General features: G+C 44.6%; 14 protein-coding genes and 1 tRNA gene. 7 read left to right on the top strand and 8 right to left on the bottom strand.

Translation table 11 applies throughout. The features are described from left to right. The first annotated feature begins 152 nt into the window (after positions 1-152). The gene (gene dnaK / locus AC5JPY_RS07665; RefSeq protein WP_443524909.1) at positions 153-2096 is read left to right on the top strand and encodes a molecular chaperone DnaK; all 1944 of its coding nucleotides are present in this window, start codon (positions 153-155) and stop codon (positions 2094-2096) included. Positions 2097-2323: 227 nt separating this feature from the next. Here dnaK and AC5JPY_RS07660 read toward each other — a convergent pair whose 3' ends face one another. Together AC5JPY_RS07660 and AC5JPY_RS07655 are read right to left on the bottom strand one after the other, a co-directional pair. Next, positions 2324-3133, bottom strand: a complete 810-nt coding sequence (locus AC5JPY_RS07660) for a methyltransferase domain-containing protein (protein ID WP_443524908.1) — start codon at positions 3131-3133, stop codon at positions 2324-2326. 72 nt (positions 3134-3205) lie between these two features. Continuing rightward, positions 3206-4453: an 8-amino-7-oxononanoate synthase gene (locus AC5JPY_RS07655; protein WP_443524907.1), complete on the bottom strand. Its 1248-nt coding sequence runs from the start codon at positions 4451-4453 to the stop codon at positions 3206-3208. A 303-nt stretch (positions 4454-4756) separates the two neighbouring features. Here AC5JPY_RS07655 and AC5JPY_RS07650 point away from each other — a divergent pair, with 303 nt between their 5' ends. The 4 genes from AC5JPY_RS07650 (at position 4757) to AC5JPY_RS07635 (ending at position 7829) form a co-directional block, all read left to right on the top strand. Next, positions 4757-5293, top strand: coding sequence for a porin family protein (locus AC5JPY_RS07650; protein ID WP_443524905.1), 537 nt, complete (start codon positions 4757-4759; stop codon positions 5291-5293). A gap of 219 nt (positions 5294-5512) precedes the next feature. After that, entirely contained in the window at positions 5513-6064 is a 552-nt protein-coding gene (locus AC5JPY_RS07645) for an outer membrane protein (protein WP_443524904.1), read from the top strand. A 196-nt stretch (positions 6065-6260) separates the two neighbouring features. Next, positions 6261-6857 (top strand): NfeD family protein, encoded by a 597-nt coding sequence (locus tag AC5JPY_RS07640; protein WP_443524903.1) that lies wholly within the window; start codon positions 6261-6263, stop codon positions 6855-6857. Between the two features lie 90 nt (positions 6858-6947). Then, a complete protein-coding gene (locus tag AC5JPY_RS07635) occupies positions 6948-7829 on the top strand; it encodes an SPFH domain-containing protein (RefSeq protein WP_319050837.1) in 882 nt (293 codons plus the stop codon). A 73-nt stretch (positions 7830-7902) separates the two neighbouring features. Here AC5JPY_RS07635 and hemN read toward each other — a convergent pair whose 3' ends face one another. Beyond that, complete coding sequence (gene hemN, locus AC5JPY_RS07630) at positions 7903-9381, bottom strand: oxygen-independent coproporphyrinogen III oxidase (protein ID WP_443525530.1); 1479 nt, start codon at positions 9379-9381, stop codon at positions 7903-7905. A gap of 396 nt (positions 9382-9777) precedes the next feature. Continuing rightward, positions 9778-12228 carry a penicillin acylase family protein gene (locus AC5JPY_RS07625; protein WP_443524901.1) on the bottom strand — a complete coding sequence of 817 codons (2451 nt, stop codon included), beginning with the start codon at positions 12226-12228 and terminating at the stop codon, positions 9778-9780. Between the two features lie 315 nt (positions 12229-12543). On the opposite strand from AC5JPY_RS07625, the gene AC5JPY_RS07620 reads away from it, so the two are divergent. Then, positions 12544-14073 (top strand): YifB family Mg chelatase-like AAA ATPase, encoded by a 1530-nt coding sequence (locus AC5JPY_RS07620; protein ID WP_493852330.1) that lies wholly within the window; start codon positions 12544-12546, stop codon positions 14071-14073. Between the two features lie 61 nt (positions 14074-14134). On the opposite strand, the gene AC5JPY_RS07615 is transcribed toward AC5JPY_RS07620, so the two are convergent. The 4 genes from AC5JPY_RS07615 to AC5JPY_RS07600 all read right to left on the bottom strand — a co-directional run bounded on the left by AC5JPY_RS07615 (position 14135) and on the right by AC5JPY_RS07600 (position 16199). Next, positions 14135-14842 carry a phosphoglycolate phosphatase gene (locus AC5JPY_RS07615; protein ID WP_443524886.1) on the bottom strand — a complete coding sequence of 236 codons (708 nt, stop codon included), beginning with the start codon at positions 14840-14842 and terminating at the stop codon, positions 14135-14137. Positions 14843-14884: 42 nt separating this feature from the next. Next, positions 14885-15385 (bottom strand): DUF4385 domain-containing protein, encoded by a 501-nt coding sequence (locus AC5JPY_RS07610; protein ID WP_443524884.1) that lies wholly within the window; start codon positions 15383-15385, stop codon positions 14885-14887. Between the two features lie 192 nt (positions 15386-15577). Beyond that, positions 15578-15653: transfer RNA gene (locus tag AC5JPY_RS07605), tRNA-Phe, on the bottom strand. Between the two features lie 123 nt (positions 15654-15776). Further along, positions 15777-16199 (bottom strand): hypothetical protein, encoded by a 423-nt coding sequence (locus AC5JPY_RS07600; protein ID WP_319050843.1) that lies wholly within the window; start codon positions 16197-16199, stop codon positions 15777-15779. A 413-nt stretch (positions 16200-16612) separates the two neighbouring features. Between AC5JPY_RS07600 and hisB the strand changes: the two genes are divergently transcribed. After that, the gene (gene hisB / locus AC5JPY_RS07595; protein ID WP_443524882.1) at positions 16613-17260 is read left to right on the top strand and encodes an imidazoleglycerol-phosphate dehydratase HisB; all 648 of its coding nucleotides are present in this window, start codon (positions 16613-16615) and stop codon (positions 17258-17260) included. The last annotated feature ends 6 nt before the right edge of the window (positions 17261-17266 follow it).

Genomic DNA, 17266 nt, shown 5'->3' with positions numbered 1-17266 from the left:
GGTTTTTCACAAAAAACCACAGGAAAGACAGTTTTTGCGTATTTATTGCCTTGAAAAATACAACAGGCAAACCGATATATAGCAACAAGTGACCGACTACGGTCTGGATAAATAAGTATTTATAGTTAAAAACAAATTAGGAGCAATTGATTATGGGTAAAGTAATTGGTATTGATTTAGGTACAACTAACTCGTGTGTAGCAGTGATGGAAGGTGACAAAGTTAAAGTTATCGAAAATGCTGAAGGTACGCGTACCACACCATCAATCGTCGCTTATAAAGACGACGAAACGCTTGTTGGTCAGTCAGCTAAACGTCAAGCAGTAACCAACCCAAGCAACACGTTATTTGCAATCAAACGTTTGATTGGCCGTCGTTTCGATGACAAAGTCGTGCAAAAAGATATCGGCATGGTACCTTACAAAATCGCTAAAGCAGACAACGGCGATGCATGGGTAGAAATCAACGGTAAAAAGCTTGCGCCACCACAGGTTTCTGCTGAAATCTTGAAAAAAATGAAAAAAACAGCAGAAGACTATCTTGGTGAGAGCGTAACTGAAGCGGTCGTAACTGTACCTGCTTACTTCAACGATTCACAGCGTCAAGCAACTAAAGATGCGGGTAAAATCGCTGGTCTTGATGTAAAACGTATCATCAATGAGCCAACTGCTGCGGCACTTGCTTATGGTATGGATAAGAAGCAAGGCGATAGCACGGTTGCTGTATATGATTTGGGCGGTGGTACTTTCGATATCTCAATCATCGAAATCGCAGACGTCGATGGCGAGCAACAGTTTGAAGTACTAGCGACCAACGGTGACACTTTCCTTGGTGGTGAAGATTTTGACTCAGCATTGATTGATTTCTTAGTTGCTGAATTCAAAAAAGAGCAAGATGTGAACCTAAAAGGTGACTCTCTTGCGATGCAGCGTCTAAAGGAAGCCGCTGAAAAAGCGAAGATTGAACTATCAAGCGCGCAAAGCACTGAAGTCAACTTGCCATACATCACCGCTGATAGCAGTGGTCCTAAGCATTTGGTTGTTACTATCAGCCGCTCAAAACTTGAGAGCCTAACTGAAGACCTAGTACAGCGTACAATCGGTCCATGTAAGACTGCACTTGAAGATGCTGGTCTAAAAATTGGCGATATCGATGACGTTATCCTCGTTGGTGGTCAGACTCGTATGCCACTAGTACAGCAAAACGTACAGCAGTTCTTTGGTCAAGAGCCACGTAAAGACGTGAACCCTGATGAAGCAGTTGCAGCGGGTGCAGCGATTCAAGGTGCGGTATTGTCTGGTGATAAAACTGACGTATTGCTACTTGATGTGACGCCATTGACCCTAGGTATCGAAACCATGGGCGGTGTGATGACGCCAGTTATCGAGAAAAACACCATGATTCCTACCAAGAAATCACAGGTATTCTCAACGGCTGAAGACAACCAGCCAGCAGTAACGATTCAGGTATATCAAGGTGAGCGTAAAATCGCTAACCAAAACAAAATGCTTGGTCGTTTTGACTTGACGGATATCCCACCAGCACCACGTGGCCTACCGCAAATCGAAGTGTCTTTTGACATCAATGCTGATGGTATCATGAACATCTCAGCAACCGATAAAGGTACTGGTAAAGCACAAAGCATCCAGATCAAAGCAGATTCTGGTTTGTCGGATGAAGAAGTTGAACAAATGGTTCGTGATGCAGAAGCCAATGCTGCTGAAGATGAGAAATTCGCTAACCTAGCGCAAGTTCGAAACGAAGCAGATGGTCGTATTCATGCGGTACAAAAAGCACTGAAAGAAGCAGAAGATAAAGTTACTGATGAAGAAAAATCAACAGTAGAAACTGCGATCACTGAGCTTGAAGCGGCAGCGAAAGAAGACGATCATGACGAAATCAAAGCCAAGCTTGAAGCATTAGACAATGCCTTCTTGCCAATCAGCCAAAAAATCTACGCTGATAGCGGTGCTGGCGCAGAAGGTATGGATCCAAGCCAGTTCCAACAAGGTGCTGAAGGTGCAGCAGAAAACAACCAGGCTGATGACGACGTCGTTGATGCTGAGTTTACTGAAGTAGACGAAGACAAAAAATAATATCAACTCCAAAAACGCGTTTAGCTGCGTCAAACTCGCCTAGTCTACTCAATGTAGTACTTACGCTCGTTTTCCTTGCTACTCACGTTTTTGAAAATGGTATAGTTGATACAAATCGACAAGCAGTTAAATCAAAAAACGCATCTTTCGAGATGCGTTTTTTTATGGCTGTTATTTTTGCTATTTATGATATGCCCCAGCTACTGCCTTGATTTCGTGCTGCGCGCTTATGGCATAAAGGCGTTCACTACAAGTACTTCATAGGTTAAATTCACAACAGGTTGCCCTGTTTCATTTTCTGCGGAAAAATACCGCCAGTAGTCTGACTCAAATTGCTGTAGACGTGACTTTGTCCATCTAAAAGTCTGAGTATCATGGGCTGACTGTTGTGTCTGATTGGTCGATACGCCAGTGAGTTTCATATGTTTTAAGACAGCATAGGGAGATAGAAATGGTAAATCATAGCGCTGAACCGAAAGCTCAGTATTTTTAAAACCAGCACAGTCTAATGCTGATTGCCATGCATCAATGTCTGGATAACTCAGCCCTTGACCAGTGAGAGTCTTGATTTGCAGAAAATTATTTGGCGTAAAGGTGCTAAAGACCAGCTGTCCTCCAGATTGTAGACGCTGTGCTGATTGCGCGACAAAGCTGAGTGGATTGTCAAACCATTGTATCGCATTGGCGCTAATGATTAGGCTGTGATGTGCTGCCAAATTCATCGTTTCAGCATCGCCAATAACTATCTCAGCAGTTGGTAGTATCGATTGCAATGTCGCAGCTTGCTCAGTACATAACTCATTAATGCGCCAGTGTTGGCTACGAATGTGCTCAGCAAGCAGACGAGTCATCTGGCCTGTACCTGCGCCAACTTCTAACACACTTGATTGCTTCGTATGAGCGATATTTGCGAGCAAATACTGACAGATTTCTCGTTGAATACTGGCGTGCTGATCATAGTCACTGGCACTAGCAAAGTGATGAGCGATGGTTTGTTTTCGGACACTAAAGGTATTAGGGGCGCTAAGTATTGTCATGTGCTTTATTCTATCCAAGTGAGTCACTAATCAGCTGATAGTGAGCGCAAACGTTTGTGCTAAACGACTATGTCATAACTGCGCTATCAGTTGCTCGCAGTCTGCGATGGTCAATTTGGCATTCATAACGAGTCGAATGCGAGCGGTGTTGGCAGGAACAGTAGGCGGTCTAATAGGCAAGGCGTAAAATCCAGCGGCTTGGAGCTGTTTTGCCTTTGCCATGGTACGCGCATTGTCACCCAAGATATAAGGCACAATAGGCGATTCGTAGGTAGGAGTTTGTGCTGATGATGGGACACGATATTCAGGACTGATGGCTTGGCTCAGTTGTCTTGAAATTTGTGCTAAGTGTACGCGTTGATCAGTGAGCGCTGGCATTTTTCCTAAAATAAAGCGCGTCCATGCATGATTGATAGGGGGGAGTGCAGTGCTAAATATCAGTGGACGCATGGCGTTTATCAACCACTGCTTTGTGATATCGTCACACATGATGTAAGCACCAACTGATGCAAAGGCTTTACCAAACGTCCCCACCAAGTAATCAATATCTACTAAAGTATGTGTTTCTTCTGCTAGGCCCAAACCTGTTTTGCCAAGTACGCCAACAGCATGTGCTTCATCGACATATAATTCAATACGTGCATCTTTTGCTTTTAGTTGTACTAATTGAAGTAAGTCAGCACGGTCACCATCCATACTAAAAATACTTTCAGTGACAATGATGATGCGCTCAACGCTCTCATCTGCCTGCTCAATAAACCGAGCCAAATGTTCGTAATCGTTGTGACGGTAGCGACGATAGGTGACCAGTTTGCTTTGACTCAAACGCATACCATCGATGATACTCGCATGTACCAGCTTGTCAGCTAATATAAGTGTCTTGACTGGCAAGGCGGTCAACGCGGGCAAAATACCAAGGTTAGCATGATAGCCACTATTCAATACCAGTGCTGTTCTTGAGTTAAGGATATTTTGTTTAGGAACGTTTTGTTTTTCTACTGCGCTCTCGTACCAATTTTGCAGTTCAGACTCTAATGTTTGTAGCTGGGTGTCATTGCCCGTTAATAGCCGCGATGAAGTAGCGCTCATTTTGGGAGGCAGCGTATCGGATGATTGCTCCAACTGATCGAAGAATTCAGCCTGCAACTCGGTATCACCGCCCAAGCCTAGATAGTCATTACTGGCGATATTGAGTAATGCTTCGCCTTCTTTAATAATGTAGCGACCATGATGTTGCAGCTCGGGCAGTTGGCGATATTGTTGTTTTGCTTTGAGGTCTGCAAGTGCGACTTGCAAATGATCGGTGATGGCTTTTTTCATCTTTTCTCTTTATTTTTTATCATTTAAGTCGTATTTGACCAAATATTTGGCAAAAATTCTGCGAAATGAGTAGGAATTATTGCACAAATGGAGCGGTTGTAACAAAAGGTTTCATATCTAAGCCTTTGTAACTAGTGGACTGATAAATGCTTTCAAACTTTAACTGTCATACCATTAAACACTGACAGAGTGTCTGAAATAGTTTGTTACTATATCCTCATCGTTAGCAGACAAGACGATAGGTCACTAAGACCACTATAAATAAACAACTTGTTTGTCCCAATTTTCTCTGAGGAGCTAATAATGAAAACTCTACAAAAAACGTTACTTGCACTAGCAACTGGTTCTTTACTTACTGTTAGCGCACAAGCCGCTGTTAACTATGGTAATGGCTATACAGGTCAGCCGTATGTTGGTGCTAAAGTCGGTCAATTCGATTTAGATATCGATAATGCTGATGATCCAACTGCCTATGGTGTGTATGCTGGTTACAACTTTGATCCTAACTTCGGTATAGAAGCTGAGTATGTTGGTTCAGATGACGCTGACTATAGAGGCGGCGACATCGATGCCAAAACATATGGCGCTTATGGTACCTATCGTTATGCATTCCCAAATACTGGCTTATATGCAAAAGGTAAGCTGGGTGTAGCGAAAACTGAAGTAGAAGCATCTAATACTAATCTAGGTTTATCTGATGGTTCAAGAGACGATACCAATCTTGCTGGCGGTGTAGGTCTTGGTTACGCAGTAAACTCTGACTTCAGTGTTGAAGCTGAATACGACATGTTAGGTGATGATGTAGATCTTATGACTGTTGGTGCACAGCTAAAATTCTAAGCATTTAGCCTAGATTAAGCATTTAGCTTAAGTACTGCAATAAAAAACGATCACTCTAAGTGGTCGTTTTTTTTCGTCTAAAATTATATAAAACATATGTTTACTTTATTGGATAATTTGGTATGATGTCGCACTACTAAAAACAAGTGAAATATAGTTGAGTAGTATTCAAGGTTAAACAAATCATTTGTTTATTAAATCCAAGGTTGAGAATAGTCTATGAAAAATCTACAAAAAGCGTTACTCGCAGCAATCGTCGGTTCAGTAATGACAATGAGTGCGCAAGCAGCAATCTCTTATGGTGCTGGTCAATCGTATGTTGGTATTAAAGCCGGTAAGTTCATGATAGATGTTGATGATCTAGATGATCCAACGGCGTACGGTGTATATGCTGGCTATAATTTTGATTCTAACTTTGGTGCCGAGATTGAATACGTAGGCTCTAGTGATACTGATGTCGATACAGGTAATAGTGGTGTTGACGCTGAGTATGACCTTAAAACCTATGGTGCTTATGGTACTTACCGCTATGCATTCCCTAACACTGGTCTATATGCCAAGGGTAAACTAGGCTATGCTAAAGCCGAGATTGATGCTTCTATAAGCGACGACTTTGGCAACTTTGAAAATAACAGTGGTAGTGATAGTGGTGTCGCTGGTGGTATTGGTTTAGGGTATAACTTCAACCCTAACATGAGTGTTGAAGCTGAATATGACTATGTTGCTGAAGACCTTACGCTATTAACTCTTGGTGCACATTACAAATTCTAAGTCTCAAACCTTAGCTAAAAAATGATCACTTAGGTGGTCGTTTTTTTTGCCTAAAATTCGTAACAGATATTTTGGGCGCACAGTATGTAAATGTGTATCAGAAATACGGTTAAAGCATTGTTATCCTTAAAAATATGATACATTAAAAACTGGAATGATAAAGATAGGAATGGTGGCAAGGATGGAGATGTTTTTGATGATTGAACCTTGGCATTGGCTGGTATTGGGCTTCTTACTATTGATCGTTGAGATGTTTGTGCCGACGTTTGCCAGCTTGTGGTTTGGCGTAGCCGCTGTGATCATTGCGGCCTTAGCATGGTTGCTCCCTATTCCTTTATTATTTCAGGTGCTGATCTGGCTTACGCTTTCGGTTTTTTTTATGCTGGCTTGGGTCAAATACATCAAGCCCCTATCCATGAGTCGCAAAAAGGCGGCGCAAAGCAGTAATTTGGTGATTGGTGAGACCGGTATGATCGTGGTCAAACCGCAAAAAGGTATCCCTGGTATGATACGCTTTAACGTACCTGTTTGGGGTGCAGACGAGTGGCCATGCCGCACAGCAGGTGCGAGGGTGGAGATGGGCGATCGCGTGGTGGTCTTAAAAGTGGTCGGCGATGAGCTGGTGGTTGCTCCCACACAGCGCCTCCAAGCACCCAAAACGATACGCCCAAATATTACACCGACACTCAATAGCCAAGTACCTGCAAATACTCAAGTGTCTACCAAAAAACCTAACGGGAATAGACTGAGCTTGCACAAACCTGACCCCACAAAGACAGGCACTAGCAAATGACGCGCATGATATACCGAATATTTTTAAATCAAGATAAAAAGGACATAAATCACGTCGCTGGCAAACAAGGCGAGGATCAAGGAGAATCGTATGAGTAGCATCTTAAGTATTTTAAATGGCGGCGGTATCGTGATGTTGGTATTAGCAGCCTTGGTGGTTTTTACTGTCTTTAAGAGTGTCTGTATTGTCCCGCAGGGGTACAAGTGGGTCGTGCAGCGGCTGGGTAAATATCAGCAGACCCTAGAACCTGGCTTTAGCCTTATTATTCCTTTTGTGGATAGAATCGCCTATAAAGTTACTACCAAAGACATCGTACTAGATATCCCATCGCAAGAGGTTATCACCCGCGATAACGTGGTCATCATCGCTAATGCGGTCGCTTATATCAATATCCTACGCCCAGACAAAGCGGTCTATGGTATTGAAGATTATGAGCATGGTATCCGTAATTTAGTACAGACATCATTGCGCTCAATCATTGGTGAGATGGATCTTGATAATGCTTTATCGAGTCGTGATGAGATCAAGGCATTGCTCAAACAAGCGATTTCAGAAGACATCGCTGATTGGGGTATTACGCTCAAAACCGTAGAAATTCAAGACATTAATCCTTCGCAAACCATGCAAGCCTCTATGGAAGAGCAGGCAGCAGCAGAGCGTTTACGCCGAGCGACAGTCACCCGTGCTGACGGCCAAAAACAAGCGGCTATATTGGAAGCAGATGGACGTCTTGAAGCGTCACGTCGCGATGCTGAAGCGCAAGTGGTACTGGCCAGAGGTTCAGAGGAGTCGATTCGTCTTATCACAGCGGCGATGGGTGATGAAGAGATGCCGATTGTCTACTTACTTGGTGAGCAGTACATCAAGTCTATTCGCCAACTGGCAGAGTCTGATAACTCAAAAATGGTGGTACTACCAGCAGATATCTTAAGCACTGTAAAAGGTATGGTTGGTGATAAATTAAAAGTGTAGATAGCCAGTCATAAAAAAAGACCTCACATGAGGTCTTTTTTTATAGCTGATAAGTGGTTTTTGAGTCGTAAGCTCAGATCACTTTTGAGAAATGGCTGTTATGTTTATCTTTCAAGTACTCATCAAACACCATGGCGACATTGCGACCAAGTAGGCGTCCTCTTGGTAAGACACGAATACCTGCTGCATCCATATCGATCAGTCTATCGTTTTGCATCGTCCCTAATTGTTGAATTTCATCAATAAAGTAAGTAATGGCATCGATACCAAACTTTTGGTTCACATCTTTAAAGTCGAGATAATCGTGGCAGAGCAGATTCATAATGACATATTCACGCAATCGATCTCTGATAGATGTCTTGATATATTTTACAGCAGGCATAACAAGAGGGTTAGACTTTGCCTTGTCTATTCTAGCTTGATAGGTGTGTAGATCGGTATCGTTTTGCGATATATAGCGGGTGTTGCTATTGGCAATCTGACTGATAGATGAGACACCAAAGCCCAATAAATCACAGTCGCCCATGATGGTATAGCCTTGAAAGTTGCGATGTAATTTACCTTGGCGCTGGGCAACAGCCAACTCGTCATCAGGCTTGGCAAAGTGATCGATGCCAATGTATTGATAACCAGCTTCGGTCAGTGTATTGACAGTATTGCCGAGCATGGCAAGTTTGTCAGCTGGAGTTGGTAGGTCTTCATCTTTGATCTGACACTGAGCTTTAAACCGCTCGGGCAGGTGAGCATAGTTAAAGACTGACAGACGATCTGGTGACATCTCGATAATACGCTGTACAGTGTTGCCCAAAGTATCAGGCGTTTGATGCGGTAAACCGTAAATGAGGTCAATATTAATAGAGCCAAAACCAAGCTTACGCGCTTCATTTAACACATTTTCAATCATTTCTGCTGAGTGCACGCGATTGACGGCGATTTGTACCATTTCATCCAAATCCTGTACACCCAAGCTGATACGATTGAAACCCAGGTTGCGCAGCGTTTGTAGGGTATTGTCACCCAGTTCACGGGGATCAATCTCGATAGAGTAATCACCTTCATCTTCAGGTAAAAACTCAAACTGAGTTTGCAAGAATGCCCACAGTTTTACTATTTCCTCATCACGCAAAAACGTTGGTGTACCACCGCCTAGATGGAGCTGCTTGACCAGTGGTTTTTCGCTGCCATCTGGCGCAGATAGCAAACGACGTTTCAGAGCAATCTCAGCGATTAGATACTGTAGATAGTCACCAGAGTCGCTGTTTTTTTTGGTAATGATCTTATTGCACGCGCAGTAATAGCAAAGGTGACGACAAAACGGAATATGAAAATACAAAGATAGGGGCGCACGAGACTCGCGATTTTGAAGAATTTTTGTCTCAAGAGCAGTCGTCTCGAGTCTGTCCGGTATCGGCGTGAACTCTAACGCCGTTGGGTATGAGGTATAACGTGGGCCCGAACGATTATACTTGTTGATGATGGTCTCATCGAACGGTGGTAATTGCTTACTGGTGATGCTACCGCGGGTGCTGGCATAAGGGTTGTCTGGTTGCATAACAGGGCGCACCGTGGTGGGCGAGTCGTCCGCACGGTTGTAAGGCTGTTGAGTGTGTTGTTCTGAGTAGTCTGTCATGCGATATTCCTCGTTTTGACGCCGAACATACGGATTCTTATATGGTTAGTCGTTCAGTAAGTGAATGCTAGTCTCATTTTTAGAAAGCTGATAAGAATATTTGAGCAGGTTATTGGTAGCTGTATTTATCACCGAATTTATGATGGCTAGTATAACAAATCCTTATTGCCAGTGGGGTGGTTGGTCAGTGTGCTCAGCTATTAAAATACAGCGGTTACTTTGACACAGAAAACCCCAGCACTTTGAATAAAAAAAACCCCAGCACTGGGCTGAGGTTTTTATATTTCTGCTTTACTTATCTACTTCATTTTGCCAATGCTACTCTCTCAGTTGAATGGTACCACCAACCGCTTGGTCATTGACTTCAGTTTTACTAAAAGGCAAGCGTATCCAGTCTTTGGCTGAGTAACGGCGTGTCTGATCACGGTGGTACGGTCGCGTACTGTCTGAGGCTTGTGAATATGCCAGCAATGCTTCTACGACAGGGCCATTACTATCAAAAGTTACGGTCTGCATATAGGTAGGACCAGTAGTGATTGGCTTATAAGTACCATCTTCATTGAGTCCTGGGCCTTGAGCGACGTTGAAGATACCTTCGCGTCCAAGTCCGCCATGCATAGAGATTTTTTCGTTATTACTACCTGCATCGATGACGTACTGTAAGTCTGCCAAAGAGGCATCAAGGGCGATATTTTTGTCATTGAAGTAGCTAATGGCATCTCCCAATGCCTGACGCGTATTATCATTGATAATCAGGTCACGTGGCGTATTGACAGGGTCATTGACATCGAACTTCACATTGAAGGCATCATCTGTAGTTTCAGTAAAGTCGACGCTGCGCCAAAACTCTCTAAATACATGAGCACCTTTGCTATCTAGGTTGTTACGGCGATCCCAATTGCTCAGAATATTACAAGCTTGAGTGGCATCGATAGTACCACCGCTAGTCAGTGGCATCATAGGGTTGGTTGTACAGTCTGCCAATACATCATCGAGTACGAGCTCAGCAACATAGCTGCGGTTGCCATAGACCACGTCTTGCATATTATCCAGATTAAAGGTGGAGCCACCAAGTTGGTCTGTATTGCTCAGTCGATCTGAGATCTGTGTCAGTCCCATACGCGAACGCATCAGTAACGGTACGCCTTCTACTGCATTGGGTCCTAAGAATGGCGTTAGACGACGACGTAGGAGCGGTGAGAACCCAGTCAGTGGCTGCTGAGGATTGCTCAACCAGTAACTGTCGTTTGAGTTGGCGACGTAATCATCACGAATTAAGAAAGGAAGGTTTGAGCGTCCAAAAATACCTGCTTGCGGCGAGTCAGCATCATTACCCCATTCACAGGCAGCTGTGGCTCCGTTTAGTGCTGGCAAGTCTGCTGCAATCAATGCGCCAAGGAATGGACCAGCATTGGCACTACAAGCTTCAAGCTTATCTTTGGTGACATGCGGTACGGTTGAAATATCGGCGTACAAGGCCTTGCCGTAGCGATCAGTGGCAATGGTATTAACGAACCCAAGACCAAGGGTATCTTGCATTCTATCGACTAGGTCTTCGACGCTCGTGGCTTTATTCATACTACGCCATTGATTGAGGGCACGCGGATTCTCAGATGCCGCATCGCGAATGGTATAAGCGAGATTGTTATCACCCCAGTTAGGCAGCTGATCGTTTAGTGCTTTTACATTCAGCATCGGTCCATATTGAGATAGATATAAGGATTCAACACGCTCCCCACCATCTGGCAACTGAATCGTTACCTCGACTTCTTCGATATCACGCTGCTCAAATACACCGTCACTATTTTGATAATTGTATTTCATAGGATTGCCATTTACCAAGCTAAGCTGATAAAGGGTAAAGCGTTTGGCGGTAGAGACCGTATGACTCCACGCCACATCTTTATTAAAACCAATATTAATAAAGGGCTGGCCTTGTTGAGCGGCGCCCATCACATCGAGCTCGCCTGGCAAGGTCAAATGAAACTCATAGAAGCGCTGTACGCCCTCCCATGGCTCATGTGGATTGCCGTACAAGATACCGCTATCAGTACCGGTTACCTCGCTGCCAAATGCGTAGGCGTTACTACCACCTTTCATCGCATTGATTGTTGAATTATCGAAATCAGCTACTGGCTCTGGGCTGACAGTACGCATTCTACTGCTGTCCATAGTCATATCTTGATCAGGCGGTGCTGCTGCGACGATAGATCTGACAAAGTTAGACAAGCCGCCGCGCAAGTTTGCTTTGCCGTAGACAGTCAGCAAATCATCAATCGTAATCTCACGTACCCATTCGGCGCCAGCGCAGTCAGGATTGATGTTATCAACCCCTGTATCACGTAGATACCGGCTATAGCCAGCAGCGTAACCTGTGACAGCATCAATAGTCTCGGGATCCTGAGCGGCCAAGAAACTAGCGCGTCTCTCTGGAGAGTTATACCAAGTATAAAAAACGTCGCTGTCTACGTCACCGTCGTCACCGAGGTAGCGCATGCTCTGTCCGCTGGCTACGACGACCTCACGTGCTAGTGAACAGATGTTGTCCTCCGCAAAAGCGTAACCTACGCCGTAACCGAGCCCTTTATAATCCTGTGCGGTAATATGTGGGATGCCAAATTCAGTGCGCTGAATATCTGCAACGTAGGTAGTCTCAGAACCAAAAGGATCGTTATCGCCATCTGTGAAACAACCAGACAGTCCTACAGAAACAGCCACTGTGAGTAGCGCGAGCCTAGGCACACGCTGAGGAAGCATATCAATGCTCATAAGCTTATCCATCCATGGTTAGTTGGTGTGTATAAAGCGGATAGCAAAAAGCCGCTTTATATAGACAATAAAATCCGTTTATCATCCATGCTCTGATTGATTTTGAACGCTAGTAGTGGCTTGATATTTGCTGATCAGCAAACAAGAGTGGTATCAAACACGCCTCAGTATTTAGCCAGTAGGATCAAAATTAAAACGAACATTTGCTCATCATATAACACTATTTACTCACTATACCAGTGATAAAACACGACATTTGCGCACTGATAAAGAATAATCTATCATCAATCATCCCCTAATATTAGGAAAACACTGATGTCGTTTGCCCAAGTCTATACCCGCTCAGTCGTCGGTTTGCATGCTCCCAAAGTCATCATTGAAGTTCATCTGTCGCAAGGATTACCTGCGTTGACCATCGTCGGTCTGCCTGAAGCGGCTGTACGCGAGAGCAAAGACAGAGTGCGCTCTGCTATTCTTAATTCAGGATTTCAGTTTCCCAATCGGCGTCTCACGATTAATTTAGCTCCGGCTGATCTACCTAAAGATGGTGCACGTTTAGATTTACCAATAGCCATAGGTATATTGGCGGCAAGCGGACAGCTTGAGCCAGAGGTGCTATCGAAGTTTGAGTTTATAGGAGAGCTGGCACTCAACGGTGAGCTGCGGCAGGTCACTGGCAGTTTGGCAGTTGCTCGCGCGATCAAAGCGGAAGGGCTAGCATCAAAACTATCGCAGACACCGCAACTTATCGTACCCGTTGATAATGGGGGTGAGGCCAGTCGCGTCGATGGCGTGACGATACTGGCCGCGCAGAGTCTAAAGGCAGTTTGCGATCATTTGCAATCCCTGACTGACCCAAGCGCAACTTATGACTGCTTGGAAGTGGTGCAGCCCAGTCCCACGCCAAAGCATGTCGGGTATCAAGTAGATTTAGCGGATGTCAAAGGACAGCATCATGCCAGACGCGCGCTAGAGATTGCAGCAGCTGGTGGTCATTCGTTGTTGTTTACTGGTCCGCCAGGTTCGGGGAAGACGCTTATGGCATCACGGTTGCCGACGATACTGCCTGATCTGAGCGATGAAGATGCGCTAGAAGTGGCCAGTACGTACTCAGTGGCAGACAGCGATTATGACTATGGGACAAGGCCGTTCAGGCAGGTTCATCATACGATATCGGCCGTCGCATTGGTAGGTGGTGGCTCACGACCCAAACCGGGCGAGATTACTTTGGCGAACAAGGGCGTTTTGTTTCTCGATGAGTTACCAGAGTTCGATCGCAGCGTGCTTGAGGTGCTGCGTCAGCCGTTAGAAGCCAAGCAAATTACTATTAGCCGTGCCAACTCTCAAATGACCTTTCCGGCGAACTTTCAGCTGGTCGCTGCTATGAACCCTTGCCCGTGCGGTTATGATGGCGATACCTCAGGGCGTTGTCGTTGTCGACCAGAACAAATCAAACGCTACCAAGACAAATTATCAGGGCCGCTATTAGATCGTATTGATCTGCATATCACCGTACCAGCGCTGCCTATTGCTGACTTGCAAAACACGCAGGCAGGTGAGACGTCTAAGCAAGTGCGTACTCGAGTAGCGACTGCGCATCAGCAGCAGTTAAAACGGCAACAAAAAGTCAATAATGAGCTTAGTCCTAGTGAGATCGATCAGTACATTGAGCTGGGTGATAGTGAAAAGCAACTATTGCAGCTTGCCCAGCAGCGTTTGAACCTCTCTGCTCGTGGTTATCATCGGGTACTGCGAGTTGCTCGCACCATCGCTGATCTGGCCAATAGTACTGATATTAATAGCGCCCATGTGTCTGAGGCACTGAGCTATCGCAGCAAAGCGTAACCTTGGTTTTAGCAGATTTTTTGGCAAGTTCTTCTGAACACTAGGCAGATATTGTTACGGATTAAATGCTATCTGCCATAACCCAAGCCACCAAGTCGGCAAAATTATCAAATGCTGCGGTCGGGTTTAGCTCACGAATATCTTGTCCGTAATTATAGCCATAAGACAGTCCAAGCGTATCCATATTGGCGTTTTGTCCAGCCAATATATCGTTTCTAGAGTCGCCAATCATTATTGCTTGAGCAGCATCAATATCAAGATTTTTGCAGACGTGTAGTAGGGGCGCTGGGTCTGGTTTTTTGACAGGTAGACTGTCACCGCCCATCACTTCACTGAACAAATCATGCCAGCCAAATGACTGTAGTATTTTTGGGACAAAACGAATGGGTTTGTTAGTCACCAAGGCAAGCGTATAGCCAGCGGCATGGAGTTTTTTGAGTCCTTCGTCGACATCGGGATAGGCGACAGTTTTACTACCGCTTAGCTCGTTATATGCATCAAGAAATACGCGTTCTGCGTGATTGGCTTCCTCAACCGTTAACTCGCTGTCTGCTACTTCTACTCTACCCACCAGCGCGCGCTCTACCAGCAACCGTGAACCATTGCCTATCCAATTGCGTATCGTTTCGATAGGGTAGGTTTCCTTACCAAGGCTGGTCAGCATAGCATTGGTCGCATCAGCTAAATCGGGCACGCTATCAATGAGTGTGCCATCAAAATCAAAGATCAAAAGTTGCTTGTCGTTATTGTTCATTTCTTTTTTACTCATTGCTTTGCCTACTGGTTAAAGGGTTTGCGTTTGCTCTTGTAGTTACTCGACATCTTTATAAAGCTCGCGATGCTCTTTTTTCATCCTTAAATAATCCTTATTCTCTCGGCACTCGTCCCATTTGACCTTAAAGATTCGCGCAGACTCTGCTTTGATAGGATCCTCGATTTGCCTTGGCAATTCTTCGCGACCATGAGCACCGCTTTGACCTTTTTTATCATCAGGGACCGCGCCTTTATACTTTTTGCCGCCTTTATGATTGGCATAGCGACGAGCGCGGGTATAGCCCATTTGTATAAACTTACGCGCCATATCCGCACCAACAAAATCATCGTCGGCCAAGTAGTCCAAAAACATCTGATAAATAGTCTCACTACTCTCGGTGGCGATATCAGGCGTGGCAAAGCGCCAGTGCGGTAAGATTTCAGACTTATAAGGTTCTACCAGTAGCACCCCTTGCTCACCGCGGCCCACACGATACAATTCAGGCTGAGCGCGCAAATCTAAGTTTTTGTAATCTAAGTCGTAATCAAATTCTCTCATAATGGCTACCCTTGCTCTTTATTATAATTGGTATCTACTCACATATGGTTATTGAGTATACTGAGCCAAGCTGTTTAGAAAACAGGATAGAAATGTTATGCAATAGTGACGGTGTGCGACAAGCATGAATAACAGGCATAAAAAAAGCCCCAAACATCGCTGTTCGGGGCTTTTTAGAATTCTATTAACGAATGGTGGCTCGAGGCAGGTTCGAACTGCCGACACACGGATTTTCAATCCGTTGCTCTACCGACTGAGCTATCGAGCCGTCTTCGTTGAGGTCGCTATTAAACTAAATATACGCGTCGCTGTCAAGCTGTTTTTGAATTATATCTGATAAAAGACGATAAATAACTAGATATGGGCAGAATTAACAGTTTTAGCGCTCAGTTTAGTCTTTTACGCGCAGCAGTTCGTACTCGCTCATGATACGGTGAATATCAGTATCAGCCGGGACAAACTCACGGACGCCTTTTTTGACTTCCGCATCATAGACCAATTTGATAAATTTGGCATCGATGGCGCGTTTGCGGTTCTCTGGGTGTACTGTGAGATATTGCAAACGTTTGGCATCGGTCTGTCCATCATCAAAACACCCAACCGCAGCGATAGGTTTGTCATTGAACATACCGACATATAGGGTCTGTCCGCGTTTAAACCCTTGCTCAACGATATTTAACACCTCAGTACCATTAGGCTGCGTATCATCGCTATCGTACAATGCCTGCAAACGCTCTGCTAGCTCATTGTCGCGAGATGGTTTTTTGATGAGTGGTGCATCCAAACTATTGATGGCAATCGCTTCTAAAGGCATAGTGGTTCCTATAAATAAAGGGTTTTTATAGTATAAGGGTATAGTACGGCACAGCACAAAGTCATAATACGGCACAACGTTAAAGGGTAGGCTACAGAATAGAGTATCTAAAAGTTGGTGCAAGTCATGATTGATAATACTCAACACACTATTTTAGCAGAATGAGGTGATTTTGTGCATGGTTTGGCCCTTGAGCGTGGCAGTAAATGTTAGGGTTTGCTATGATGAGGCTACATAATATTAAGTACGTATAAACCCTAATATATTGATATCTTTTGTATATATCATTTTTTAATACTTGTATTGCTAGTGCTGATTAGAGTGCTGGCAGAAAACATAATATAAAGTAATGGGTATTTTTTGCACTACTTATTGACCGCTTTTCACTGATAAAGAACCGATAGAGAGTAGCCATGACAGCCAATGCAACTGAGCAAAATCAAGCAACAAACCTAAATCTACATGGTCGCCCTGAGCGTATTGCGACTGTCGAGCGCATCACCGCCGAAACGCAAATCACCTGTACCGTCAACCTCGATGGGACTGGTAAAGGTGTGGTAGACACGGGTGTGCCATTTTTGGATCATATGATTGATCAAATTAAGCGTCACGGTTTGTTTGATCTAGATATCAAATGTGTTGGCGACACCTTTATCGATGACCACCATAGTGTCGAAGATACGGGTATTACGCTGGGTCAAGCATTCAACAAAGCATTGGGCGATAAGAAAGGCATCCGTCGTTACGGACATTTTTATGCGCCGCTAGACGAAGCGCTGACCCGCGCAGTGGTTGATCTATCAGGTCGTCCAGGGCTGCACATGGATATTCCATTCACCCGCTCGCACGTTGGCCGCTTCGACGTTGACCTATTCAGTGAGTTCTTCTATGGGTTCGTCAATCACTCATGGATGACCGTACATTTGGATAATCTCAAAGGTAAAAACAGCCATCATCAGATCGAATCAACCTTCAAAGCCTTTGCGCGTGCGCTACGTATGGCCTGTGAATATGATGAGCGTGCATTGAACACCTTGCCATCGACCAAAGAGGCGTTTTAATGGCTA

The organism is Psychrobacter sp. H27, from assembly GCF_059072655.1.
The sequence above is the reverse complement of the archived record's forward strand: the minus strand, read 5'-3'. Positions and strand labels throughout refer to the sequence as shown.